Source organism: Celeribacter sp. ULVN23_4 (assembly GCF_054788345.1).
The window spans coordinates 271,383-295,648 of record NZ_JBTVYO010000002.1 but is presented as its reverse complement, the minus strand read 5'-3'; the positions used below and the strand labels follow the sequence as shown (position 1 = coordinate 295,648).

The window sequence follows — 24,266 nt, the reverse complement described above, 5'->3', positions numbered from 1 at the left end:
ACCTCACTATGGCGTGGACGCCCCTCGAATCCAAGTGTTTCGCACCACCGGACCCGCCAAAGAAAAAGCCGCCACAGAGAGCTCTGCAGCGACTTTTCGAAAATATATGCAGTCCGGCGATTAACGCTTGGAGAACTGGAAGGAACGGCGAGCTTTGCGCTTACCGAATTTCTTACGTTCAACAACGCGGGAGTCACGGGTCAGGAAGCCAGCAGCTTTCAGAGCGCCGCGCAGTTCCGGGTTGTAGAGCTGCAGAGCTTTGGAGATGCCGTGTTTCACAGCACCGGCCTGACCGGAGAGACCACCACCTTTAACGGTAGCAACCACGTCGAATTCACCTTCGACGCCAGCGATTTCCGCCGGTTGTTTCACGATCAGCTGGAGCACCGGACGGGCGAAGTAGACAGACATGTCTTTGCCGTTGACGGTGACTTTGCCGGAACCCGGCTTGATCCAAACGCGGGCAACAGCGTCTTTACGCTTGCCGGTGGCGTAGGAACGGCCCAGTTCGTCACGAACGGGTTCGCGGGGCGCAGCAACTTCGACGACGGCTTCACCACCAGCGACGGCGTTCAGCTCCTCAAGGGATTTGATTTCATCAGCCATGATTATGCGCTCCGGGTGTTTTTCTTGTTCATGGATTTGACATCCAGAACTTCGGGGGACTGCGCTTCATGCGGGTGCTCGGCACCAGCGTAAACGCGCAGGTTGGTCATTTGCTGGCGGGAGAGTTTGCCGCCCGGCAGCATGCGCTGCACGGCTTTGGTCACAACGCGCTCCGGGTGGTCGCCGTCGAGCAGCTGACCGATGGTGCGGGATTTGATGCCGCCCGGGTGGCCGGTGTGCCAGTAGAAGTTCTTGTCGGTGCGTTTTTTGCCCGTCAGCTGAACTTTTTCGGCGTTGATGACGATCACGTTGTCACCCATGTCCATGGACGGGGTGAAGGTGGCTTTATGTTTGCCACGCAGGCGCATCGCGACGATGGAAGCGAGACGGCCCAGCACGACGCCTTCAGCATCGATGATGATCCATTTCTTGTCCACGTCCGCGGGAGTAGCGGAGAAGGTTTTCATTTTGCTTGCCCTTATTGGGTGAGAATTCGATTGAGCGTGTTCTAAGCATTTCGCGCGCCACGTCAAGCGCATGCTTTTGCGATTTAACAAGTAAAAACAACCCCTTAAAAAATAGGTATTATTTTACCCCACATTTTTCACCCCTTTTGGCGCGAAACAGAGGTTTGCGCGATGTCATGGCGCGCCCTATTGCTGTTTTGTACCACGTTTCAGACAAAACAACATCAGGTCCCAGCATGTTCGCCAGGCTCAACCTTATGGATCACCTAAAACAGATCGTCTACGGCGGCAATGACGGCATCGTCACGACCTTTGCCATCGTCGCAGGGTTTGCCGGGGCGAGCGCCGAGGGCACCGGGGAAATCGCGACATTGGCGGTTCTGGTGTTTGGTCTGGCCAATCTCTTTGCCGACGCCACCTCGATGGGACTGGGAGAATTCCTGTCCGCCCGCGCCGCCCGCGACATGATCGGGAGGCGGCGAAAACGACTGACCCACAATCCATCGGAACAGGTCGCGGCCCTCACCCGGCACCTCAAGGGGCACGGGCTGTCCACCTTGGACGCCACCACCATGGCGACACTGGCCGCCAAATCGCCGGAACTGATGGCCGAAATCACGCTCTCTCAGGTCGAGGGATTGGAAGATCCGGGCCAAGGCCCGCTCTGGCCGCGCGCTCTGGTGACTTTCATCTCCTTCGTCGCCTTTGGCACGATCCCGATCCTGCCCTACATCCTTGGCCTTCCGAGCGCGCTACAATTCGGCGCCGCCGTCGCCGCGACAGGCATCGCGCTTACACTTTTGGGACTGCTGCGCCACGTTGCGACCCGCGCAGCGCTTTGGCGCGCGGTCGGGGAGACCGTCTTGCTCGGCGGACTTTGTGCCGTGGTGGCCTATGCGGTGGGGCTGATCGTGGCCGGGTGAACGTAAAAGGCCTGCCCCCGAAGGAGCAGGCCCGCCTGATATTCAAATATGCAGCGCGATCAGAAGCGGTAGGTCATCCCCACTTCGATGGTCCGACCACGACCACCGATACCGTCGGTGAACATTCCCTCACCCGAGGTCGCCAGACCGGTCCCCGCCTCGCGGTAGAACTTGTCGGTGAGGTTTTCGACGCTGGCGTAAAGCTCCAACCCGTCACTGACCTGCCACGATCCGTAGAGGTCAAACAGCGTGTAAGAGTCGAGATCGACAGTCGTGCCGCTCATATCCACGAAGGAAGTGTAGGTCGCAACCGAGCTTTCGCCGACATAACGGACACGGCCACCGATCCGGGCATCGCCATTCATAAGCTTCACACCGAGATCCAGCGTCACATAGTCGTCGGGCAGTTCGCCGTAGGAATCCTTGCCGAACCCGGCTTCGTTGCTGATCGGCTGATCCGTATCCGCGATGGTCACGGACAACGACCCAAAGAAGCGATCCGTGTCAAACCCGCCGGACAATTCAAGCCCGGTCATCGTCACAGTGCCATCCGTGTTGATGAAACGCACGGTGCCGTCGCTGTCTTGCTCATAATTGATGTAGTTTTCGATGTCGGATTTGAACACGGTCGCCCCGGCCCAAAGTCCTTCACGCGCGAAATTCACACCAAGCTCGAAGGTCTCAGCCGTTTCCGCTTCAAGGTCAGGATTGGTGTAGATCGCGGAGCTGGCCGTGGCGTGCGATCCGCCGCTGTAGAACATCTCCGTCACGGTCGGCGCGCGCATGGTTTCGGCAAAGGAGCCATAGGCCGACCACTCTTCGTCAAAGTGATACCGGGCCACGAGGCTGCCGTTCAGCTTGCCATCATCCCGTGTCACGTCCTCGCCGTCGATCGTGCTGTCGAGCTCATAGTAGTCATAGCGCAGACCACCGCCGAAATCCCAATTTCCGAGCGTATAGGCGGAGTTCATGAACACCCCGGCCTTGGCCAGCTTGCCCGCCGCATTCGCGCCAGAAGTGCTCTCTTCCGTGTCGAAATCGTTCTGCGTATAGGCGACACCATAATCGAGCAGCAGATCACCGATACCCAAGGCAAACAGGCTGCGGTTGCTCAGGTTGGCCCCAAGCGTCTCATCCGTCCCGTTGCGCCCAAGGTAAGAGCCCGAGGTCTTGCCCTCCCCGGTCGGGAAATCAAAGCTGAGATCCTGCCAGTAGACTTTCGCGGTCATATCGATCAGCGGATCGCCCGGATTGTAATGCATATCCGCGACCACGCTCTGGCGCTCCACATCCCAGATGTAGCCCGAGGAATCCGTCGGGTAGAACGTGTTCTGATAATCCTGCGCCGTCAGGTTGAATTCGAGGTCTTCCGTCGGACGGTAGCGCATCTTCGCCAAAATCGTGCGCGGCTCGTCTTTATAATACTCGCTGGACTCAGTCCCTGCCCCGTCCTCAAACGGCCCGTGATTATAGCCGCTCACCGCAGCCATGCCGCCAAAACGACCGTCCTTGCTTTGCATCGCACCGGCGAAGGTCGCGGCCACATCGCTGCCATTGGTGCCAAAGCTCAACCGCGCCATGCCGCCGGTCGTCTCACCCTCTTCAATCAGGTCGTCGATCCCGATGGTCCGGAAATTCGCGGCCCCGGCCAATGCGCCCAGACCATCCGCCCCGGCGACCGCCCCTTTGGCGATATCGGTGCTGGCGATCAGCCCCGGATCGAGAAAGACCTGATCGTCATACGAACCGCCATGACCGGAAATGTTGCGGAAAGTTTGCGGGATGCCGTCGATCATCGTGTTGACGCGGCCAAAACCTTGCAGACCACGGATGTTCACCGCGACCGTCGGGCTGTCGGCGGGCGAGCGGGTGAAGGCCCCGGCAGTGGCGCGTACCGCCGTGCCGATGTCATTGCCATATTGCTCGACCATCGTGGAACCGTCCAAAGCGCTGACAGACGCCCCGTTCAGCGTCGTGGTCGCGCCCGCCTCGGTTTCGCTTTCGACGATGATCGGCTCAAGCGCGGTCCTATCCTGCGCCTGAGCGCTCAGCGGCAGCCACGGCAACAGAAGCGCCGCGCTGAGAAGCAAGCGCGCGCGGGCCCCGACGGGCCGAAGATAAATGGTCATGAGATTCCCCTCTCATATGTCCGGATCAGTTGATGCGTTGACGATCTCTTGATCTCGGGGGCCGGGTTCGGGGACCTTGGGCTGCCTAGTTACAGCATGTTCACAATGCCGGAAAAGCGTCGGGCGGACGATTATTATCTCTTAGTCTTTCTGTCAACTTTCACCCCTACGTGCGCAAACGCACAAATTGCGCCTCGTTGCCGTTATGCAACAACTGATCCACACATAAGCCTCTCCAACGACGCCCGAAATTCAGGCACAACACCGCTTTGTCGGTCTTGTTTACGGTCGAGATCGCAGTTTTGTGAATATTTGGTATGCAATGGTATGCACACCTTTCGTTAGCGTCTGAAATGGTCTAAAAGAAAGCGACTCTCCCAGACCTCTCATGGAGCTCCCCAGATGACCAAGATCAAGGTAGAAAACCCAATCGTCGAAATGGACGGCGATGAAATGACCCGCATCATGTGGGACTTCATCAAGAAGAAGCTCATTCTGCCCTATCTCGACCTCGACCTGCTCTATTACGATCTCGGCATCGAGTCCCGCGATGAAACCGATGACCAGATCACCATCGACGCAGCCGAGAAGACCAAAGAAATCGGCGTTGCCGTCAAATGTGCGACGATCACCCCGGACGAAGCCCGCGTCGAGGAATTCAACCTCAAGCGCATGTACCGCTCCCCGAACGGCACGATCCGCAACATTCTCGGCGGCACGATCTTCCGCCAGCCGATCATCTGCCGCAACGTGCCGCGCCTTGTGCCGGGTTGGACCAGCCCGATCGTCGTCGGCCGCCACGCTTACGGTGACCAATACAAAGCCACCGACTTCCACTTCCCGGGCGCAGGCCAGCTGACGATGAAATTCGTTGGCGAAGACGGCACCGTGATCGAGAAAGAGGTGTTCAACGCCCCCTCCGCCGGTGTCTATCAGGCGATGTACAACCTCGATGACAGCATCCGCGACTTCGCCCGCGCCTCGCTGAACTACGGTCTCTCCGTGGGCTGGCCGGTCTACCTCTCGACCAAGAACACCATCCTCAAAGCCTATGACGGTCGTTTCAAAGATATCTTCCAAGAGGTCTACGAAGAAGAATTCGCCGAAGCCTTCAAGAAAGCCGGCATCTGGTACGAACACCGCCTGATCGACGACATGGTGGCCTGTGCGATGAAATGGTCCGGCAAATTCGTCTGGGCCTGTAAGAACTACGACGGCGACGTGCAGTCCGACACCGTGGCACAGGGCTTTGGCTCGCTGGGCCTGATGACCTCGCAGCTGATGACCCCGGATGGGAAAATCGTCGAGGCCGAAGCCGCCCACGGCACCGTGACCCGTCACTATCGCCAACACCAAGCTGGCGAAGCCACCTCGACGAACTCCATCGCCTCGATCTTCGCCTGGACCGGTGGCCTGAAGCACCGCGCCAAACTGGACGACAACGAACAGTTGATGCGCTTTGCCACGACGCTGGAAAAAACTATCGTCAACACCGTGGAAAGCGGGTTCATGACGAAAGACCTCGCGCTGCTCGTCGGCCCGGATCAGGGCTGGCTCACCACCATGGGCTTCTTGGAGAAAATCGACGAAAACCTGAACAAAGCGCTGGCGGGCTAAGCCCCCCCATCCAGATTTGAGACAGGCCGGGGCCAAAACGCTCCGGCCTTTTTCTTTGCCACGTCTCGACCTCTTTTCGCAACGACAGCCTCGCAACCACTTGCCCGACCCGCGTCTCTTCGTCAGATTGGACAGCAGGCATGACCCAAACCGGGATGCTTTTGACCTCAATAAGGGACAGTTATGAAAAAACATCTTTTGACCGGGCTTTTCGCTCTTCTCGCGACACCTGCGCTCGCCCACCTTCCGCCCGAAGAGCACGGCTCATTTCTCGCTGGCGTCTCGCACCCGCTTTTCGGCCTCGACCATGTGCTCGCGATGCTGGCCGTTGGCGTCTGGGCACTACAGATCGGCGGCAAGGCGCTTTGGGCCGTTCCCGCAGGCTTTGTTGGCGCGATGACGCTGGGCTATATCGGCGGCATCAGTGGCCTGCCCCTGCCCTTCGTCGAGCCGATGATCCTTGCCTCCGCCATCGTCATCGGCCTTCTGGTCAGCTTTGCCGTGCGTCCGGGCCTTTGGGGCGGCGTTGCCATTGCGGGGTTCTTCGGCCTGTTCCACGGCCATGCCCATGGCGCGGAGCTGGGCGCGGCCCATGCGCTCGGGTTTGGCGTCGGCTTTATCCTCGCCACGGCGGCTCTGCATGCGGCGGGCATCGTCTTGGCGCAGTTTATGGCCCGCACACATCCGCTCGCCCCGCGTTTTCTTGGCGCGGCCTCTGCGCTTCTCGGCCTGTCTCTGGTGTTCGGCTGATCGCATTTACCATAAGCCACGAATTGCGCGGGAGATTTTCCGCGCAATTTTACCTGTTACCTTGGCTTTAACAGACTGCATCCTATCTTCGGCTCGTCAGGAGAACAGAAGGTTTCCGATGCAGATTTCCTCTGCCCATCATCCGCTCACAGGACTTGGCCTGTCGCAGAACCAAAGCTCCGCCTCCGATCAGGAGACGCGGACGGCGTCAGAGCATGACAAGCCCGCAGAGACCGAGACCAAATCCAAAAGCACGGCGATCAAGAGTACGGCGATCGAGACCGCACGGGAGATTTTCGCGCGCTACGATCTGACCGCGATCTCCCCGACTGCCATTGATGAGCTGACGGCGGAGCTCAAAGCCGTCCGCTTCGATGATCTCGGCTTTGTCATGGGGCTTGAACGTCAAGGCGCCGCCTATCTGTCGGAGATGGCCGCCACAGGCCGCGTCTACGGCACTGGCGAGGAAGGCACCGATCCGAACGCCCCGGTTGACCTGATCGCGCGCGCCCGCTCCGATCTCGCCTCCGCCAGCCGCTATGGGCAGGACACAGAACGGCTCACGACACATCTGTTCAAACTCGAAGAGGCGCAGATGAGCCGCCCGGTCGCCAGCGCCCCCGCCTCGACCTCGCCGCAACTTGCGGAAACACTGGTCTTGTTTCAGGCCCAAAGGCTCTGGATCGAGTGATCCTCCGCGCCACTCAGGCGACCTTTGCCCTCTATAAGCCTTTCCCCTGCTGCATTTTTCGACAGCCCGCCAACTTCACAAGAAATTGCCGGGATGCCAATGCGTTTTGGACTAGACAGGTCAATATCGCTGTCCTAATTGAGTCTTATGCCAGCGCCCATACCAATTACAGAATCGCCCACCAAACACAGCCTCATTGAGGATGTGCAGGGCTTTTCCATTGCCTTGATCACCACCTCCATCGGGCTCGTGATCATCAACCAACTGGGCTTTATCACCGGCCAGACGGCGGGGCTCGCTCTGGTCATCTCCTACCTCACCGGCTGGTCCTTTTCTTGGGTCTTCTGGCTGATCAACGTGCCCTTCTATGCGCTGGCATGGTTCCGCATGGGCACGGAATTCACACTCAAATCCGCGCTCTGCGTCACGGCAGCCAGTCTCCTCGTCGCGATCATCCCCAACTGGATGTCTTTCGACCACCTCAACCCGCTGTTCGGCACCATCGCCTTCGGCATTCTCACGGGCTACGGGCTTTTGGGCATTTTCCGGCACAAGGGCTCGCTCGGCGCGCTCGGGGTGATCGCTCTGGTTGCGCAGGATCGCTTTGGCATTCGCGCTGGGATTGTCCAACTCGGCTTTGACGCGGTGCTCTTTGGCGTAGCTTTCTTCCTTTTCGAACCGACCCGGGTGCTGTATTCGCTCTTCGGCGCGTTGATCCTGAATGGCGTGATCGCCTTCAACCACCGCCGAGACCGTTATATCGCAGACTGACCCCGGAGCCTCCAATGACCGCAACAGAAGCCGAAAAACCGCGCGAAGAAGACCAGCATTCGTTCTTCGACGATGCGCAGGGCATCCTGTTCGGCACGATCATGTGCGCCTTTGCCCTGATCCCTCTGCGCACCCTTGGGCTGATCACCGGTCAGATTGCGGGCTTTGCCGTGCTGATGTCCTATGTCACCGGCTGGTCATTTGGCTGGGTGTTTTTCGTCGCCAACCTGCCGTTTTACTGGTTCGGCTATAAACGCCTCGGCAAGAAATTCATGCTCAAGACCTTCGCCGCCGTTGTCATGGTCTCGATCTTCTCCGAATGGTTCCCGACGCTCGCGACCTTTGAGACCCTGAACCCGCTGCTCGGCGCCGTGATTTTTGGCTTTGCCACCGGCGCCGGCCTTTTGGCGATCTTCCGCCACGGGGCGTCGCTGGGCGGGATCGGGATCATCGGCCTCTACATTCAGGACGCGACCGGGTTCAAAGCCGGATACGTGCAGCTGATCTTTGACGCCTGCCTCTTCATCGCGGCCTTTTTCCTTCTGCCGCTGCCGATGGTGCTCTACTCTCTGCTGGGTGCGCTTCTCGTGAACCTCGTGATCGCCATCAACCACCGCCGCGACCGCTATATCGCAATGTAAGGAGGCGAAATGCCTGCGCATTACATCTACCTCATCATCGCGATCTGCCTTGAAGTCATCGGCACCACCGCCATGGCGGCCTCGCAACAATTCACCCGGCTTGTCCCCGTCGTGATCCTCGTGATCTCTTACGGGCTGTCCTTCTACTTTCTGTCCATGACCCTGCGCACCGTGCCTGTCGGCATCGCCTATGCGGTTTGGTCGGGGCTGGGCATCGTTTTGATCTCGCTGATCGGGCTGGTGTTCCTCGGGCAGAAACTCGATCTTCCGGCCCTTCTCGGGATTGCCCTGATCATCGCAGGCGTGCTGGTGATCCATCTTTTCTCGCGCACGGCATCACATTAATCCGCTTTCAGCGGCTTTTCGCCCCTGCCCGACGCTTTAAAGCTGGCCTTTTGTCCTCTCAGCGGTTAGGCGCGAGGCCAAGACATATTCACGACGGAAACCCCACCCTATGGATCTTCGCAATATCGCCATCATCGCTCACGTTGACCACGGCAAAACCACCCTTGTGGATGAGCTGCTGAAACAGTCGGGCACCTTCCGCGAAAACCAAGCCACCACCGAGCGCGCCATGGACTCCAACGATCTGGAGCGTGAGCGCGGCATCACCATTCTGGCGAAAGCCACCTCGGTTGAGTGGAAAGGTCATCGCATCAACATCGTTGACACCCCCGGCCACGCCGACTTCGGCGGCGAGGTGGAGCGCATCCTCTCCATGGTCGATGGTGTTGTCCTTCTGGTAGACGCCGCCGAAGGCCCGATGCCGCAGACCAAATTCGTGACCTCGAAAGCCCTCGCCCTCGGCCTGCGCCCGATCGTCGTTCTGAACAAGGTCGACAAACCGGACGCCGAGCCGGACCGCGCGCTCGACGAATGTTTCGACCTCTTCGCCTCGCTCGACGCGAATGACGATCAGCTCGACTTCCCGCATCTCTACGCCTCCGGCCGTAACGGCTGGTGTGACACGGAACTGGACGGCCCGCGCAAGAACCTCGACGCGCTGTTCAACCTGATCCTGAACCACGTTCCGGCCCCGAAACAGATCAAAAAGCAAGACGAGCCCTTCCAAATGCTCGCCACCACGCTCGGCTCTGACCCGTTCCTCGGTCGCCTTCTGACCGGCCGTGTCGAAAGCGGCAAGCTCAAAGCCGGCACGACCATTCAGGCTCTGACCCGCAACGGCCAGAAGATCGAACAGTTTCAGGTCAAGAAAATCCAGGCTTTCCGCGGTCTCGGCATGGCCGACATCGACGAAGCCGTCGCGGGCGACATCGTTTCGCTCTCCGGCATGTCGAAAGCCACCGTGTCCGACACGCTCTGCGCGCTCGAAATCGATACCCCGCTGGAAGCCCAGCCGATTGACCCGCCGACCATCACCGTCACCTTCGGCATCAACGACAGCCCGCTGGCCGGTCGCGAAGGCAAAAAGGTGCAGTCCCGCGTGATCCGCGAGCGCCTGATGAAAGAGGCCGAGTCCAACGTCGCCATCAAGATCAAAGACACCCCCGGCGGCGAAGCTTTTGAGGTTTCCGGTCGCGGCGAACTTCAGATGGGCGTTCTCATTGAAAACATGCGCCGCGAAGGGTTCGAGCTTTCGATCTCCCGCCCGCAGGTGATCATGCGCGAAGAAGACGGCAAGCGGATGGAACCCATCGAAGAAGTCACCGTCGATGTGGATGACGAATACTCCGGCGCTGTGATCGAGAAACTCACCGGCGCGCGCAAAGGCGATCTGACCGAGATGCGTCAGCAGAACGGCAAGACCCGCATCATCGCGCATGTCCCGTCCCGTGGCCTCATCGGCTATCACGGCGAATTCCTCACCGACACCCGCGGCACCGGCGTTCTGAACCGCGTGTTCCACAGCTGGGCCCCGTACAAAGGTCCTATCCCGGGCCGTCGTCAGGGTGTTCTGATCTCCATGGAAGACGGCGAAGCCGTGGCCTACGCGCTTTGGAACCTCGAGGAGCGCGGCAAGCTCTTCCTCGGCGCTCAGGCGAAGGTTTACCAAGGCATGATCATCGGCGAGCACTCCCGCGACAACGATCTCGAAGTGAACCCGCTCAAAGGTAAGAAACTTACCAACGTGCGTGCTTCTGGTACGGACGATGCGGTGAAACTCACCACGCCGACGACGCTCTCGCTCGAAGAAGCCATCGCTTACATCAACGATGACGAGCTTGTCGAAGTGACCCCGGAAAGCGTCCGCCTGCGCAAACGCTACCTCGACCCGCATGAGCGTAAGCGCAACGCGAAAGCAGCGGCTCAGTAAAAACGTATCTCGCGTTCAAACGACTTCAAAACCCGCCGCTGCCCGGCGGGTTTTTCTTTTGGCTTACCGCCCCTATTATCCCTAAAATCAAAACAATAATTTAAAATCATATGGTTTTGTGTAATTTTAAATCGATAAAAAACCCTTTAATTTCAGCCAAAAGATGATTTTTTGATTTTTCTTGGTGGTTTTACGGAACTTTGCGCTAGCATTTTTATAAGGCCATCACTTTACAGGCGCGGTCGTTCGGTCGTGCACGCATAGCGAAGCGCTGGGGAAATTGAGTTAGCAGGTGCCCGGTTTTCGTGGCTTTCCACTTCAAAGGAGGGAGTGAAAGTCCATGTTGCGTTAGGTTTAGGTGCGATGGCCTCATGAAAGGGAGGAACCATGACACAAACCAATCGACTGAAACATATCGCGATTGTCGCAGGGCTGGCGCTTGTCGCGCCAAGTTTCCCCGCATCAGCAACCACTGTGGACAGCTATAAAGTCGCACACCCTATGATGGCAAGCGTGCGTGAGGACGGCTACACCGTGCGGGTGCTTCGCGTCAATCAGATGAAGAACCTGATCACCATCATTTCGGTCAACGAAAAATACGAACGCCACGTTGCCTTGAACCGTAACAACGGCGCGTTGATCTCGGATCGCCTCTACCCGCTCGGTTATTCTTTTGATCCGCTGACAGCGCCAAATGGAATGCCAGGCAACAGCTCCTCGGGGGGGAAGGGAGCCTCTGGTGATTTGGCAGCGGGCACCGGGACCGGCGGCAGCGGCGGTATAGACGACGGCACGGGCAATGGTGCGGGCGACGGCACGGGCGATGGAGCGGGAGGATCATCATCCGGCGGCATTGGTGTTGCAGGAAACGCATCTGTCGGCAGCAGCGGAGCCAGTGCGGGCGTTGGCGCGAATGTTGGCAGCAAAAGCCTCGGTGTTTCAGTGAGCCTCGGCGGCAACTGATTAACCCTTAGAGGCAGGCAGAAAATGCGACGGGCCGAGTACGGGCCGTCGCAACTCCCGAACGGTCCAAACGCCCCAGAATTCTTTCACCGTCTACTTTCACCGTCTTCTTTCACCGTCTTCTTTCCATGAGCGCGCAGACGATGTGCGATGAGTGTCCTTAGATTTTAGCGCTGCTTACGGTATCTTGGCGCTCAAAGGGAGACCAGCCATGCGCAAAATCCAAACCCAAGGGGTTCACCACATCACCATCACCGGCGCTGACCGGCAATCCTCGATCGAGTTCTGGGAGGGCGTGCTGGGCATGCCGTTCGTGTTTGATCAGCCCAATCTGGACGCCCCGGAACAGGGTCATCTCTATTTCGATCCGGGCGACGGGCGCTTGATCACGGTGTTCACATCAGAGGACCGCAAACCGGGCCGTCACAGCATCGATCAAGGCCCCGGCTCGCTGCACCATCTGGCGTTCAACGTCTCCAAGGTGACCTTTGATCAGGTGGTTGAGCGTCTCGACGCGCGCGGGATCAAACATTCCGGCGTCAAAGATCGCGGCTTCATGGACAGCATCTATTTCCGCGAACCGAATGGCATGCTTGTCGAACTGGCGAGCTACCGTTTCGAGCCGCCGCAGGGCTACACCCACACGGACGTGCTGCACCGCGCCCATCTCATTCGCGTGGCGGCGGGAGATGATCACATCGAGACAGTTCACCTCGCGGATGCCATCGAGCAGCTGGTGAATGAGAGCACCAACACGCTGTCTTTCGACCGCAGCCCGAAAAATCCCTTCGCCAAATAAAAACGGCGCGGGACAGCCCGCGCCGCTTTCAAATCATGTGAGTGATCTCACTCTTCGATTTCAATCACCACGATGTCGCGCTCGGACGCGCCGTTCGCGTGGCTCAACGCCTCTTGGTATTCCGGGCTGTTGTAGCAGGCCACGGCAGCCTCGACGCTGTCGAAGCGGGTCACGACGTTGCGCGGACGGTCGTTGCCTTCGAGCTGGACATAACGGCCGCCACGGGCAAGGAATTTACCGCCATGCTTGGCAATCGCGGGGCCAGCGAGTTTCGCATAACGGCCATAGGCCTCTTCATCGGTGACCTTGATATTGGCAATCCAAAGTGCGGGCATCTGTCTCTCCTTAAACGCCGTCCACGATCACGATGTCACGCTTGGACGCGCGCAGGGCGATCGGAAGAATGTCCTGATATTCCGGTGAGTTGTACCATGCGCGCGCGGTGTCGCGGTCCGGGAATTCAATCACCACATGGCGGGACGGGCTTTTGCCCTCCACCTGTTCGGGCGCGCCACCTTTGACAAGGAAGCGCCCACCCCATTTTTCCGCAAGCGCGACGGTTTTGGAGGCGTAGCCCTGATAATCCTCAGGGTCCGTCACCTCAATGGTCGCGACGATATAGGCCGTCATCCGAGCACCTTTTCAGCCGCAGCGATGGCCGCATCCGCGCCGGAGAAATCCTTGCCGCCGCCCTGCGCCATGTCCGGACGGCCACCGCCGCCCTTGCCGCCCACTGCGGGCACAGCCGCCTTGAGCACATCGACCGCAGACACCTTGCCCGTCAGATCATCGGTCACGCCGCAGGCCACGGCGACCTTGCCATCTTCCTCGGCGATCAAAAGGATCACGCCAGAGCCAAGGTTGGTCTTATGCGCGTCGATCAGGCCGCGCAGGTCTTTGCCGGAGACGCCTTGCAGCGCTTGTGCGAGGAACGGGATGCCGTTGACATCTTTCGCCTCTGCACCACCGCCGGAACCACCGCCAAGCGCGATCTGTTGCTTGAGGTTCGCGACCTCCTGCTCCAGCTTCTTGCGCTCATCGGCAAGAGCTTTGACGCGCTCGACCACTTCCGAGACGGGCGCTTTCAGGACGTTTGCAACCTCATGCGCACGGTTGGCCTCGGTTTCAAGATGCGCAATCGCCGCCTGCCCCGTCAGCGCTTCGATCCGGCGCACGCCAGCAGAAGACGCGCTGTCGCCCAAGATCACGCAGAGGCCGATATCGCCGGTGCGTTTCACATGGGTGCCGCCGCAAAGTTCAAGCGAATAGGTCTGACCATCGGCCCCCTTGCCGGTGTCGGCCCGGCCCATGGAGACCACGCGGACCTCATCGCCATATTTCTCACCAAACAGCGCCTGCGCACCGAGTGCGCGAGCATCGTCCGGCGTCATGATACGGGTTTCGACCGCATCGTTTTGACGGATGTAGAGGTTCACATCGCTTTCCACCTTGGCAATCTCTTCCTCGCTCAAGGCTTTGGCGTGGGAGAAGTCGAAGCGCAGGCGGTCGGGCGCGTTCAGCGAACCGCGCTGTGCGACGTGATCGCCAAGCGCCTCGCGAAGTGCTTCGTGCAGAAGGTGGGTTGCGGAGTGGTTCGCGCGGATCGCAGAGCGCCGTGCATGATCCACTTCAAGCGCCGCCGGAGCGCCCACTTTGATCTCACCGCGCTCGATGGTGGCGAAATGGATGAAGACACCCGCGACCTTTTTCGTGTCGGTGATTTTCGCGATGGATTTCTCCACACGGATCACGCCGGTGTCGCCGACCTGACCGCCGGACTCGCCGTAGAACGGCGTTTGGTTGACGACGATCTGGACGGTATCGCCCTCTTTTGCGGTCTCAACTTGGGCACCGTCTTTGACGATGGCCACGATCTCGCCCTCGGCCTTCTCGGTGTCATAGCCGAGGAATTCCGTGGTGCCTTTCTCTTCCGCGATGTCGTACCAGACGGTCGAATCCGCCGTCTCGCCGGAGCCAGCCCAAGCGGCACGCGCCTTGGCTTTCTGTTCGGCCATGGCGGCATCGAACCCGTCGGTGTCGACCTCGACGCCCTTCTCGCGCAGCGCATCCTGCGTCAGATCGAGCGGGAAACCGTAGGTGTCATAGAGTTTGAACGCCGCCTCGCCCGGAAGCTTATTCCCTTCCGGCAGATCGACCAACTCGTCTTCGAGCAGTTTCAGGCCACGGTCCAACGTCTGGATAAAGCGGGTTTCTTCGAGTTTCAGCGTCTCTTCGATCAGAGCCTGACCGGTGCGCAGTTCCGGATAGGCTTCGCCCATCTGGCGCACCAGTTCCGGCACCAGTTTGTGCATGACCGGATCTTTCGCGCCCAGAAGGTGCGCGTGGCGCATGGCGCGACGCATGATCCGACGCAGAACGTAGCCGCGGCCCTCGTTCGACGGCATGACGCCATCGGCAATGAGGAAGGACGTGGACCGCAGGTGGTCCGCGATCACACGGTGGTGGACGTTCTTGTCGCCATAGGGATCGACGGAGGTCGCATGGGCCGAGGCTTCGATCAGCGAGCGCATCAGGTCCGTGTCGTAGTTGTCATGCGAGCCCTGCAGCAGCGCCGCGATCCGCTCAAGCCCCATGCCGGTGTCGATCGACTGCATCTCAAGCTCGGTCATCGAGCCGTCGGCAAAGCGTTCGTTCTGCATGAACACGACGTTCCAGATCTCGATGAACCGGTCGCCGTCCTCTTCGGGGGAACCCGGAGGGCCGCCCCAGATGTGATCGCCGTGATCATAGAAAATCTCGGTGCACGGGCCACAGGGACCAGTGTCGCCCATCTGCCAGAAGTTGTCAGAGGTGGCGATACGGATGATCCGCTCTTCCGGCACGCCGACCTTTTTCCAAATCTCGAAAGCTTCGTCATCGGTGTGGTAGACCGTGGTGTAAAGCTTGTCCTTCGGGATATCGAAATCTTTGGTGATCAGCTCCCAGGCAAAGGGGATCGCCTCGTGTTTGAAGTAATCCCCAAAGGAGAAGTTGCCCAGCATCTCGAAGAAGGTGTGGTGGCGCGCCGTGTAGCCGACGTTGTCCAAATCGTTGTGCTTGCCCCCGGCGCGGACGCATTTCTGTGCCGTCGTGGCGCGCGTGTAATCGCGCTTTTCAACCCCGGTGAAGCAGTTCTTGAACTGCACCATCCCGGAGTTGGTGAACATAAGCGTCGGGTCGTTGCGCGGCACAAGCGGGGAGCTCGGCACGACGGTGTGACCGTTGCGTTCGAAATAGTTAAGAAAGGTGGAGCGGATATCGTTCACGCTGGGCATGTTGGGCGCATCCTTACGGAAAAGTCTTGGCGTTCGGCATGGTTTACCCGCGCAGGCCCGTGCTGTCCATAAGCGCCAAAAGGAAAAGGGCCGAAACCCATCGGCTTCGGCCCCTCAAAACATGCGATCCGCGCGACTTATTCGTCGTCGATCATGTCACCATGATCGAAATCGTCGCCCAGATCGAAATCAAGCCCGTGAGCGGCTCGGATTTTGTCCTCGATCTCAAGCGCGACCTGCGGGTTTTCTTTCAGGTAGCGTTTCGAATTCTCGCGGCCCTGCCCCATGCGCTCATCGCCATAGGAGAACCATGCGCCGGATTTGTCCACGACACCAGCTTTCACGCCGAGATCCAGAAGCTCCCCGGTTTTCGAGATGCCTTCGCCATACATGATGTCGAATTCCACCTGTTTGAACGGCGGCGCCACCTTGTTCTTCACCACTTTCACGCGGGTCTCGTTGCCCACAACCTCATCGCGGTCCTTGATCGACCCGATGCGGCGAATGTCCATGCGCACGGAGGAGTAGAATTTCAGAGCGTTCCCGCCAGTGGTGGTCTCCGGCGAGCCGAACATCACGCCGATCTTCATGCGAATCTGGTTGATGAAGATGACGGTACATTTCGAGCGGCTGATCGAACCGGTCAGTTTGCGCATCGCCTGCGACATGAGACGGGCCTGAACGCCGACGGAGCTGTCGCCCATGTCGCCTTCAAGCTCGGATTTCGGCGTCAGCGCCGCCACCGAGTCGACCACGACCAGCGACACGGCACCGGAGCGCACCAGCGTATCGACGATTTCAAGCGCTTGCTCGCCGGTGTCGGGCTGAGAAATCAGCAACTCGTCAAGATCGACGCCGAGTTTTTTGGCATAGATCGGGTCCAGCGCGTGTTCCGCATCGACAAAGGCGCAAACGCCGCCTTTTTTCTGTTCCTCGGCAACACAATGCAGGGTCAGCGTAGTCTTACCCGAGGATTCCGGGCCGTAGATCTCGACGATCCGCCCCTTCGGGATACCGCCGATGCCGAGAGCAATGTCGAGGCCGAGAGAGCCGGTCGAGGTTGCTTCGATCTCCTGAACCGGGTTGTCAGCCCCCAGCTTCATGATCGAACCCTTGCCGAATTGCCGCTCAATCTGGGCCAGCGCGCTGTCGAGCGCCTTCTGCTTGTCCCCGTTCTGCTTGTCGTTTTTTGCCATGTCTTTGGTCGCCGTTGCCATCTGTTCAATCCCTTATCTCACACCCGTCAAAAAGCGTCCATCGCGGAAACGTCGCGGGGCTGGGAGCTGCTCTGACCGGGGCCTGTGTTCGCCTCTTGTTCTCATATATCTTTATGAGCACAAAAAGAGAACATATCAACTTAAAATTACAAAACGACTATGTGGGAGCGTTGGTTAACCGCGGGTTAGCATCGAGAAGAAACCATTCCGAGACACAAGAGATAACGTCAAATACATCCGCGATCGCATTGATTTTTAGATGTTAGTAGAATTGAGACTGAACCGTCGCGGTCAATTCCGAAAGGGAAAACGGCTTGGGTAGAAAAACCGAATTCGGGATGCGCGATTGCTGGTCCGTGAAATGATCTTCGGCATATCCGGAGACGAACACGACCTTGACGCCCGGCCGGGATTTCAAAGCTTGCGACACCCAGCTTGGCCCATCCATCCCCGGCATAATCACATCAGAGACGAACACGTCGATTTGGAGGCTCTCATCCTCCAACGTCTCAAGCGCCTCCTCGGCATTCTCCGCCTCAATCACCGTATAGCCCCGCAGACGCAACGCGCGGGAGGCAAAGGCGCGGACGGGGGCTTCATCTTCCACCAAAAGAATAACCCCGGAGCCACGTTCAGCAGAAACGCCAGCCTCGGCAAAGGATTTGTGAGACGCTTCTACAACCGCTTCGGCCCGTGCGGTATGGGCAGGCAAATAGATGGTAAAGGCCGTCCCGGTCCCGACAACGCTGTCGACAAAGATAAAGCCCCCGGTCTGCTTGATAATCCCGTAAACCGTGGACAGACCGAGCCCCGTCCCCTCGCCGGTGCGTTTGGTCGTATAGAAAGGCTCGAACACTTTTTGGAGCCGATCCGGGGGAATGCCGCTGCCCTGATCCGTCACGCTCACAACCACATATTCCCCCGCAGGCAAGGTGGCCCGGTCGCGCGTGAACGCCTCGCGCAGCACCTCGTTTCGGGTTTCGATCTTGATCGTACCGCCGTCCGACATGGCGTCGCGCGCGTTCACCACAAGGTTCATGAGAACCTGTTCCAGCTGCCGTTTGTCCACCCGGATCGGCAAAAGCCCGATGTCGTGGTCCAGAGACAGGGTGACCCTTTCGCCCACCAAACGGTTCAGGAGATGGGTCAGATCCGACAGTGTATCCCGCAGGTCGATGACCTCCGGCTTCAGCGTTTGCTTGCGTGAAAAGGCCAGCAATTGCCCAACCAGAGAGGCAGCACGATTGGCGTTTTGGTGGATTTGAACGAGATCACCGTAATCCGTGTCCGACTTATCGTGCCGCAAGAGCAACAGGTCGCAATGACCTGATATTGCAGTCAAAAGATTGTTGAAGTCATGTGCGACACCGCCCGCAAGCTGGCCGATCGCTTGCATCTTCTGACTTTGCACGAATTGCGCCTCAAGCGATTTCAGTTCTGTTGCGTCAGACAACACGGCGATGAGTTCAATGTCATCTCCCGGCCCCTCGACCCGGTTGAGCGTGATCTGCAGAAACGTATCGCTTTGAGGGCGCGATGCGCGCACGAACTCCGGTTTGCGCACCCGGCCCATTGCCACATCCGACACCCAATCCTGCACCGGGCGGCCCAATCCCTCCACCAAATCACTGAGACTGAAACGCTCATGCGTCGAGATCGCGAGCAGCTCACGCGCATGCCGATTGGATTCGATAATTTGCCCATCCACAGCAACCTTCAACAAGGCCACAGGCAGCGCATCGAGGGCTTCCCAAGCTCCGACATTTGGCGTCGAATCCGGCATGAAAAACAGTTCTTTACGACCTGTTCCTGCCTTCTCGATCTGCGCGACACGCGCATAAATGCGGCCTTCGGCACCGGCAAGAACATGCACATCGCCGGGGCGGATCGGCAGGTCGGTCACCATGCGGTCCAAGCTTTGCTCACGATGGCCGAGCAAGCGGTGCATCGCCTCATTCATAAAGAGAACCGAATTGTTTGGAGAGAGGGTCAGCATCGGCAAGGAAATCGCGTCGCCAGAAAGCGCAGCGCGCTCCGCCATGTCTTCCAAGCGCCAGAGAAAACCGTTTTCGCCCACCAGATGCACGGCAAGGCGCATATGACCGTGGCGCATCACAACATCTTCGCGCGCAGCCCCCTTTGCCAAAGCGCGCGATTGCATACGGCTCAAGGTCGCCCCCGGCGCGGCAAAGATTCCTTCGAGCGCAGACAAAACACTCTGCCCCCCGCGCCCGCCAAACCGCTCAACAGCCGCCCGGTTTTGATAGCCGATCACGCCCGCCATATCCGTCGCAAAGGACGGCGCGGCGTCATTGGCCAAGAAGGCAGCAATCGCAAGGTTGAGACGTCTACGCGACCTGCGCTGTCGATGATTGAGAAACCAGATCAACAACACAGCCCAGAGCAAGGCCGCGCCAGAGCTAAAGGCGATCAGGCCAAACACCGGCTTTGGCAGCAAAAGCGCGATCCCACAGAGGGCAATCCCACTCAGCGCAATCACAGTGCTATATGGGCCAATGCGTTCGGCCTGTTTCGATAATGGCCCCGCAGTCATGCTCGTACTCAACACATCTCCCCCTATGCGTTTCGTCCTTAAAATATCTTGATCCCGGCTCTCCTCGCCCGGTCCAAATCGCGTCTCACAAAGACGCTGTCCCCTATGGCATGCCCCCGACTGCACACGAATGTGTGCTCAACTGTTCTATGAATTGGTTAACCAAGCCTTAACCGACAGCATGAAAAGAGGATAAAATGCGAACAAGCTATCGGTAAAGTAGTATTTAAAACCTGACTTACAGGCCTAAAGCGACCTCACACGTCACGACGCAGGATGGCGTAGAAGAAACCATCGCCGCCTTTGAGCGGGCTGAGAACCGATTGACGGATCAGAGAAAAAGCGGGCCGGCGCGTCAAAAATCCAGCCACCTGATCCGTATTTTCCGCTTCAAAAAGCGAACAGGTCGCATAGGCCAGAACACCGCCGGGCGCGACACGTTCGGCGACCTCATCAAGGATTTCCGACTGAAGCGCCACAAGCCGGGTCAACCGCGCGTCAGTGAGCGCCCATTTCCCCTGCGGGCTGCGGGAGAACGCGCCGGAGCCGGAACATGGCACATCGCAGAGCACCAGATCATAAGTCGGAGCCAGCTCCGCCTTGCGGGCGCAGGTCACTTTGATCCCGGCACGAGAGGCGCGTGGCGCGATGTCTTGCATCCGCGCCGGATCAACATCATGTGCGGTCAGGTTCAACTCAGCCCGCGCGCCCATGGCAAGCGACTTGCCGCCACCGCCCGCGCAGTAGTCGAGCACCGCCATGCCATTTTCAAGCGGCAGAGCATCAATGATCGCCTGAGACCCCGCGTCTTGCAGCTCGACAACACCCGTCAGATAGGCTTGCGACCGGGCCACGGCACGGGTGCCCTTGGTGACTTTGAGAGCCGTCTCCGAGAGCGGATGCGGCACGGCCTCGATCCCATCAGCGGCAAGCAGTTCAAGCGCATAAGAGAGCGTGGATTTCGCGATGTTCACCCGGAGAAAGACGTCCGAGCGCTGCCGCAGAAGCTCAAGGGCGGCCTCCGTGTCCGCCCCGAGCGTCGCCTCATAGAGAGGCAGAAGCCAATCCGGGCAGTCGAAGCGCACACCGCGCGGCGCTTGGTCCAGCGCGGGCGGCATGGCCTGTTCGTCCTCATTGAGAGGTCGCGGCGCGAACCGGTCTTCACAAAACAGGGTGTCCGGAGAAATCTCCTGCGCCCGCAAAGCACCGATCATCAACTGACGACCGGAGGGACGCCCCTCGCCAGCCCCGCCGAGCCAAGCGTAAGATCGTTTGCAGCGCAGAGCATCGAAGACATGATCACGTATGGCGGCGCGGTCCTTGGAGCCGGCAAACCGATGGCCGCGCGCCCAATTTGTCAGGACACGTTCCGCGTTCTCCCCCGAGAGAATATCGTCGAGGCATTCAATCGCAGCAGAGATACGGGCGGCAGGGGTCATAGAAGGCTCCGGTAGCGGATCACCAGCGACCCGTCAGACCAGACCTACACCGCCGCCCGCCGACAATCAACGCGCCAGAAGCTTGCCAATGAGATCGCCATCAAGCACCCGGTCGCCGCAGTTGGTCTCGTCCTGCATGCGATTGCACAGACGGTTCAGCCCTTTGAGCGTGCGCGGCCCCGCGAACCCATCCAGCTTGCCGCTGTAAAGGCCCATCGGCTTCATCTCGCTCTGGAGCATATAGACCGCCAGATTGGGGTTGGCCTTGTAAAGTTCTTCACCGAACCACTCGGACATCAGCTCTGGCTGCGCCTCGACCGCTTTGGCAAGACGCGGATAATCGCGGCTCATGCGGTGGGTGGCCGCCTCGATGGTCAGCGCGAATTGGGCTTTTTGTGCGTCGGTGAGCAAGTCTCCATAGGCCTCAATCGCCGCTTCCGCCGCCGCTGGATCCTTGCGGATATTGTAGCGATTGCCGTCGCGCTGCATCGAGATCAGGCTCATGAGCGCCGTGGCGTTGCCGTCTTTCGCCGCCGTTTCAAGTTCCGACAGCGCCTTCGGCCCGCTGGCACGCATCGAGATGCCCCAGATGGCCCGCTGCGCTTCGAGAACGGCGATCCGTTCCTCTCCCGCCGCACGCGCCTTATCGGCATAGCCGTCGAATTTCGAACGCGAGTCCGGCCCCAGATAGCCATACATGGCCCCCTCGGCGAGACTGACCCAAGCAGAATTCTCGCCCATCTCTCCGGCGCGGATCAAATTGGCTTCGCCCGCCTGCCAGTCCTTTTCGGACCACATCAGCATCGAACCATACTCCGCAAGCCCTTTGCCGTCCCCGGCGGCCGCCGCGTCCTCAAAAAGCGTCTTGGCCTGCGCCCAGTCTTTCTCAAGTGGCTTGCCGTAGAGATAGAACTCCCCGAGCGCGGTTTTTGCGCGGGTGTCGCCTTTCGACGCCGCCGCCTGCAACAGCGGAAGCCCGCGGTCGACATCACGCGGCATCACCCAACCGCCGATCAACTGCTGCCCCAGAACGCGCATCGCGTCCGCATTGCCCTGAGCCGCCGCCGCACTCAAAAGCCGATCCGCCTCTGCGAGATTTTTCTCCACGGGCGCACCCCAGAGATAGGCCTGTCCCAAAGTCGATTGCGCTTTGGCATCTCCAGCCTCTGCCGCCTTGGTCAAAAGCAGAATGGCCGCCTCGACATCCTGATCGACACCGCCATAGCCCCAGAGCAAGGCGCTTCCCAGATCTCTTGCCGCGGCCATATCACCGCCATCTGCGGCCGCCTTCAAGGCCGCAGCATCAAGGTCTTCGGCCATGCCCGCAAGCGGCAAGACCCATGAGGCCAGCACGCCGACCAACGCATATTTCAAATGTTTAGAATGCAACATATTCCCCCTCCACATCCCAGTGCCGCCAAGGTTCGGAAAGGGCTCAACTCTACCCGTCTCTGCAGATCACAAACGGCATTTTAAGGAAAACACTGGGGATCACAGAATATGTCCGACGCCTTGGCCGCATCCCCCATTAAAGCAGAAAATTGGTAAAAATTCAATTTGCCATAACGTCGCCAAGCACGGAGGCCCGAAATGAAAAAAGCGCCACGGTTTGATCCGTAGCGCTCTGTTTTTCCAGCGATATGGATATTCGCTCAACCGATGCGGTAATTCGGGCTTTCGCGCGTGATCTGCACGTCGTGAACATGGCTCTCCTTGAGACCCGATCCGGTGATTTTCACGAAGTTGCAGTTCTTGCGCATCTCGCCGACGGTGGCGCAGCCCGTGTAGCCCATGGAGGCCCGCAGACCACCGACCATCTGGTGCAGGACGGTAGACACCGGCCCCTTGTAGGGCACCTGACCTTCGATGCCTTCCGGCACGAGCTTGTCGGAGGCTGCGTCTTTTTGGAAATACCGATCCGCAGAGCCGCGCGCCATCGCGCCCAAGGACCCCATGCCGCGATAGGATTTGAACGAGCGACCTTGGTAGAGGATCACTTCGCCCGGGGATTCATCCGTGCCCGCGATCATCGAGCCGACCATGGCCACGGAAGCGCCTGCGGCGATGGCCTTGGAGAAGTCGCCGGAGAATTTGATACCGCCGTCCGCAATGACCGGCACATCGCCAGCCGCCTTGGCGCAATCCATGATCGCGGTGAGCTGCGGCACGCCGACACCAGCCACCATGCGGGTGGTGCAGATCGAGCCCGGCCCGATGCCAACTTTCACAGCATCCGCCCCCGCATCGATCAGCGCCTTGGTGGCGGCACCGGTGGCGACGTTGCCTGCGATGATCTGGACCTTGTCGCCGAAGATTTTCTTCGCGCGCGCCACCCCGTCGATCACACCGGCCGAGTGCCCGTGCGCCGTGTCGATCACGATGATATCGACGCCAGCGTCCACGAGCGCTTCAGAACGCTCAAAGCCCGCATCGCCCACACCGGTCGCCGCGGCGACCCGAAGGCGCCCCAGCTCGTCTTTACAAGCCGAGGGGTTGAGAACGCTTTGCTCGGTATCCTTGAGGGTCAGAAGACCGGTCAGCCGGTTGTCCGCATCGACGACCAGAAGCTTTTCGATCCGACGGGCTTTCATCAGCGAGATCGCCTCATCGCGATCGGCTGGCTCCTGCAGGATCGCGAGCTTGTCCGAGGTCATCACCTGAGAGACCGGCGTGTCATCGGAGGTCGCAAACCGCATGTCGCGATTGGTGACGATACCGACGATGCGGCGATCCGCGTCGATCACCGGGAAGCCGGTGAAATTATACTGCGCGCAGAGCGCTTTCGCGTCGGCGATGGTCTGGTTCGCGGTAAGGGTCACCGGGTTGTAGACGATGCCAGACTCGAAGCGTTTGACCCGGCGGACTTCGGTCGCCTGCCCTTCGACGCTGAGGTTCTTGTGCACCACACCGATGCCACCGGCCTGCGCCATGGCAATCGCCATACGGGCCTCGGTCACAGTGTCCATTGCAGAAGACAGCAGCGGAATGTTCAATTGAATAGATTTTGTCACGTATGTCTTGGTGTCAACTGTAGACGGCAGCACGTTGGATGCAGCCGGAACAAGCAATACGTCATCGAAGGTAAGCGCCTCGCGAATCTCCATCAGGTCTCTCCATGTGGGATACGGTTTGGCACGTCCCTATTACAT

General features: G+C 59.3%; 21 protein-coding genes. 10 read left to right on the top strand and 11 right to left on the bottom strand.

Translation table 11 applies throughout. The annotated features are described in order from the left end of the window. Positions 1–120: 120 nt before the first annotated feature. Both rpsI and rplM read right to left on the bottom strand, forming a co-directional pair. A complete protein-coding gene (gene rpsI, locus ACYBHZ_RS06740; RefSeq protein ID WP_460273490.1) occupies positions 121–606 on the bottom strand; it encodes a 30S ribosomal protein S9 in 486 nt (161 codons plus the stop codon). Positions 607–608: 2 nt separating this feature from the next. Then, the gene (rplM, locus tag ACYBHZ_RS06735) at positions 609–1,073 is read right to left on the bottom strand and encodes a 50S ribosomal protein L13 (protein WP_460273489.1); all 465 of its coding nucleotides are present in this window, start codon (positions 1,071–1,073) and stop codon (positions 609–611) included. A gap of 257 nt (positions 1,074–1,330) precedes the next feature. On the opposite strand from rplM, the gene ACYBHZ_RS06730 reads away from it, so the two are divergent. Then, positions 1,331–1,996: a VIT1/CCC1 transporter family protein gene (locus tag ACYBHZ_RS06730; protein WP_460273488.1), complete on the top strand. Its 666-nt coding sequence runs from the start codon at positions 1,331–1,333 to the stop codon at positions 1,994–1,996. A 59-nt stretch (positions 1,997–2,055) separates the two neighbouring features. Here ACYBHZ_RS06730 and ACYBHZ_RS06725 read toward each other — a convergent pair whose 3' ends face one another. Continuing rightward, the gene (locus tag ACYBHZ_RS06725) at positions 2,056–4,125 is read right to left on the bottom strand and encodes a TonB-dependent receptor domain-containing protein (protein ID WP_460273487.1); all 2,070 of its coding nucleotides are present in this window, start codon (positions 4,123–4,125) and stop codon (positions 2,056–2,058) included. A gap of 402 nt (positions 4,126–4,527) precedes the next feature. Between ACYBHZ_RS06725 and ACYBHZ_RS06720 the strand changes: the two genes are divergently transcribed. From ACYBHZ_RS06720 to ACYBHZ_RS06680, 9 genes are all read left to right on the top strand, one after another. After that, entirely contained in the window at positions 4,528–5,742 is a 1,215-nt protein-coding gene (locus ACYBHZ_RS06720; protein WP_460273486.1) for an NADP-dependent isocitrate dehydrogenase, read from the top strand. A 183-nt stretch (positions 5,743–5,925) separates the two neighbouring features. Then, positions 5,926–6,492, top strand: coding sequence for a HupE/UreJ family protein (locus tag ACYBHZ_RS06715; protein ID WP_460273485.1), 567 nt, complete (start codon positions 5,926–5,928; stop codon positions 6,490–6,492). Between the two features lie 118 nt (positions 6,493–6,610). Further along, the gene (locus ACYBHZ_RS06710) at positions 6,611–7,183 is read left to right on the top strand and encodes a hypothetical protein (RefSeq protein ID WP_460273484.1); all 573 of its coding nucleotides are present in this window, start codon (positions 6,611–6,613) and stop codon (positions 7,181–7,183) included. A gap of 147 nt (positions 7,184–7,330) precedes the next feature. Next, positions 7,331–7,954, top strand: a complete 624-nt coding sequence (locus ACYBHZ_RS06705; protein ID WP_460273483.1) for a YitT family protein — start codon at positions 7,331–7,333, stop codon at positions 7,952–7,954. A gap of 14 nt (positions 7,955–7,968) precedes the next feature. Further along, the gene (locus ACYBHZ_RS06700; protein ID WP_460273482.1) at positions 7,969–8,595 is read left to right on the top strand and encodes a YitT family protein; all 627 of its coding nucleotides are present in this window, start codon (positions 7,969–7,971) and stop codon (positions 8,593–8,595) included. A 9-nt stretch (positions 8,596–8,604) separates the two neighbouring features. Continuing rightward, positions 8,605–8,940, top strand: coding sequence for a DMT family transporter (locus tag ACYBHZ_RS06695; protein ID WP_460273481.1), 336 nt, complete (start codon positions 8,605–8,607; stop codon positions 8,938–8,940). Between the two features lie 109 nt (positions 8,941–9,049). After that, a complete protein-coding gene (gene typA, locus ACYBHZ_RS06690) occupies positions 9,050–10,870 on the top strand; it encodes a translational GTPase TypA (RefSeq protein WP_460273480.1) in 1,821 nt (606 codons plus the stop codon). A 387-nt stretch (positions 10,871–11,257) separates the two neighbouring features. Beyond that, positions 11,258–11,833 (top strand): hypothetical protein, encoded by a 576-nt coding sequence (locus tag ACYBHZ_RS06685; RefSeq protein ID WP_460273479.1) that lies wholly within the window; start codon positions 11,258–11,260, stop codon positions 11,831–11,833. Between the two features lie 211 nt (positions 11,834–12,044). After that, a complete protein-coding gene (locus ACYBHZ_RS06680) occupies positions 12,045–12,632 on the top strand; it encodes a VOC family protein (RefSeq protein ID WP_460273478.1) in 588 nt (195 codons plus the stop codon). Between the two features lie 47 nt (positions 12,633–12,679). Here ACYBHZ_RS06680 and ACYBHZ_RS06675 read toward each other — a convergent pair whose 3' ends face one another. From ACYBHZ_RS06675 to guaB, 8 genes are all read right to left on the bottom strand, one after another. Continuing rightward, a complete protein-coding gene (locus ACYBHZ_RS06675) occupies positions 12,680–12,967 on the bottom strand; it encodes a DUF1330 domain-containing protein (protein WP_460273477.1) in 288 nt (95 codons plus the stop codon). Between the two features lie 10 nt (positions 12,968–12,977). Next, positions 12,978–13,262 carry a DUF1330 domain-containing protein gene (locus ACYBHZ_RS06670; RefSeq protein ID WP_460273476.1) on the bottom strand — a complete coding sequence of 95 codons (285 nt, stop codon included), beginning with the start codon at positions 13,260–13,262 and terminating at the stop codon, positions 12,978–12,980. Next, positions 13,259–15,907, bottom strand: a complete 2,649-nt coding sequence (gene alaS / locus ACYBHZ_RS06665; RefSeq protein ID WP_460273475.1) for an alanine--tRNA ligase — start codon at positions 15,905–15,907, stop codon at positions 13,259–13,261. The genes ACYBHZ_RS06670 and alaS overlap by 4 nt, the downstream gene beginning before the upstream one ends. 137 nt (positions 15,908–16,044) lie before the next feature. Beyond that, a complete protein-coding gene (gene recA / locus ACYBHZ_RS06660; RefSeq protein WP_460273474.1) occupies positions 16,045–17,124 on the bottom strand; it encodes a recombinase RecA in 1,080 nt (359 codons plus the stop codon). 262 nt (positions 17,125–17,386) lie between these two features. Further along, positions 17,387–19,678, bottom strand: a complete 2,292-nt coding sequence (locus ACYBHZ_RS06655) for an ATP-binding protein (RefSeq protein WP_460273889.1) — start codon at positions 19,676–19,678, stop codon at positions 17,387–17,389. Positions 19,679–19,935: 257 nt separating this feature from the next. Then, entirely contained in the window at positions 19,936–21,117 is a 1,182-nt protein-coding gene (locus tag ACYBHZ_RS06650; RefSeq protein WP_460273473.1) for an RsmB/NOP family class I SAM-dependent RNA methyltransferase, read from the bottom strand. Positions 21,118–21,183: 66 nt separating this feature from the next. Continuing rightward, positions 21,184–22,509, bottom strand: coding sequence for a tetratricopeptide repeat protein (locus tag ACYBHZ_RS06645; RefSeq protein WP_460273472.1), 1,326 nt, complete (start codon positions 22,507–22,509; stop codon positions 21,184–21,186). A gap of 260 nt (positions 22,510–22,769) precedes the next feature. After that, positions 22,770–24,221 carry an IMP dehydrogenase gene (gene guaB, locus ACYBHZ_RS06640; protein WP_460273471.1) on the bottom strand — a complete coding sequence of 484 codons (1,452 nt, stop codon included), beginning with the start codon at positions 24,219–24,221 and terminating at the stop codon, positions 22,770–22,772. Positions 24,222–24,266 lie beyond the last annotated feature (45 nt).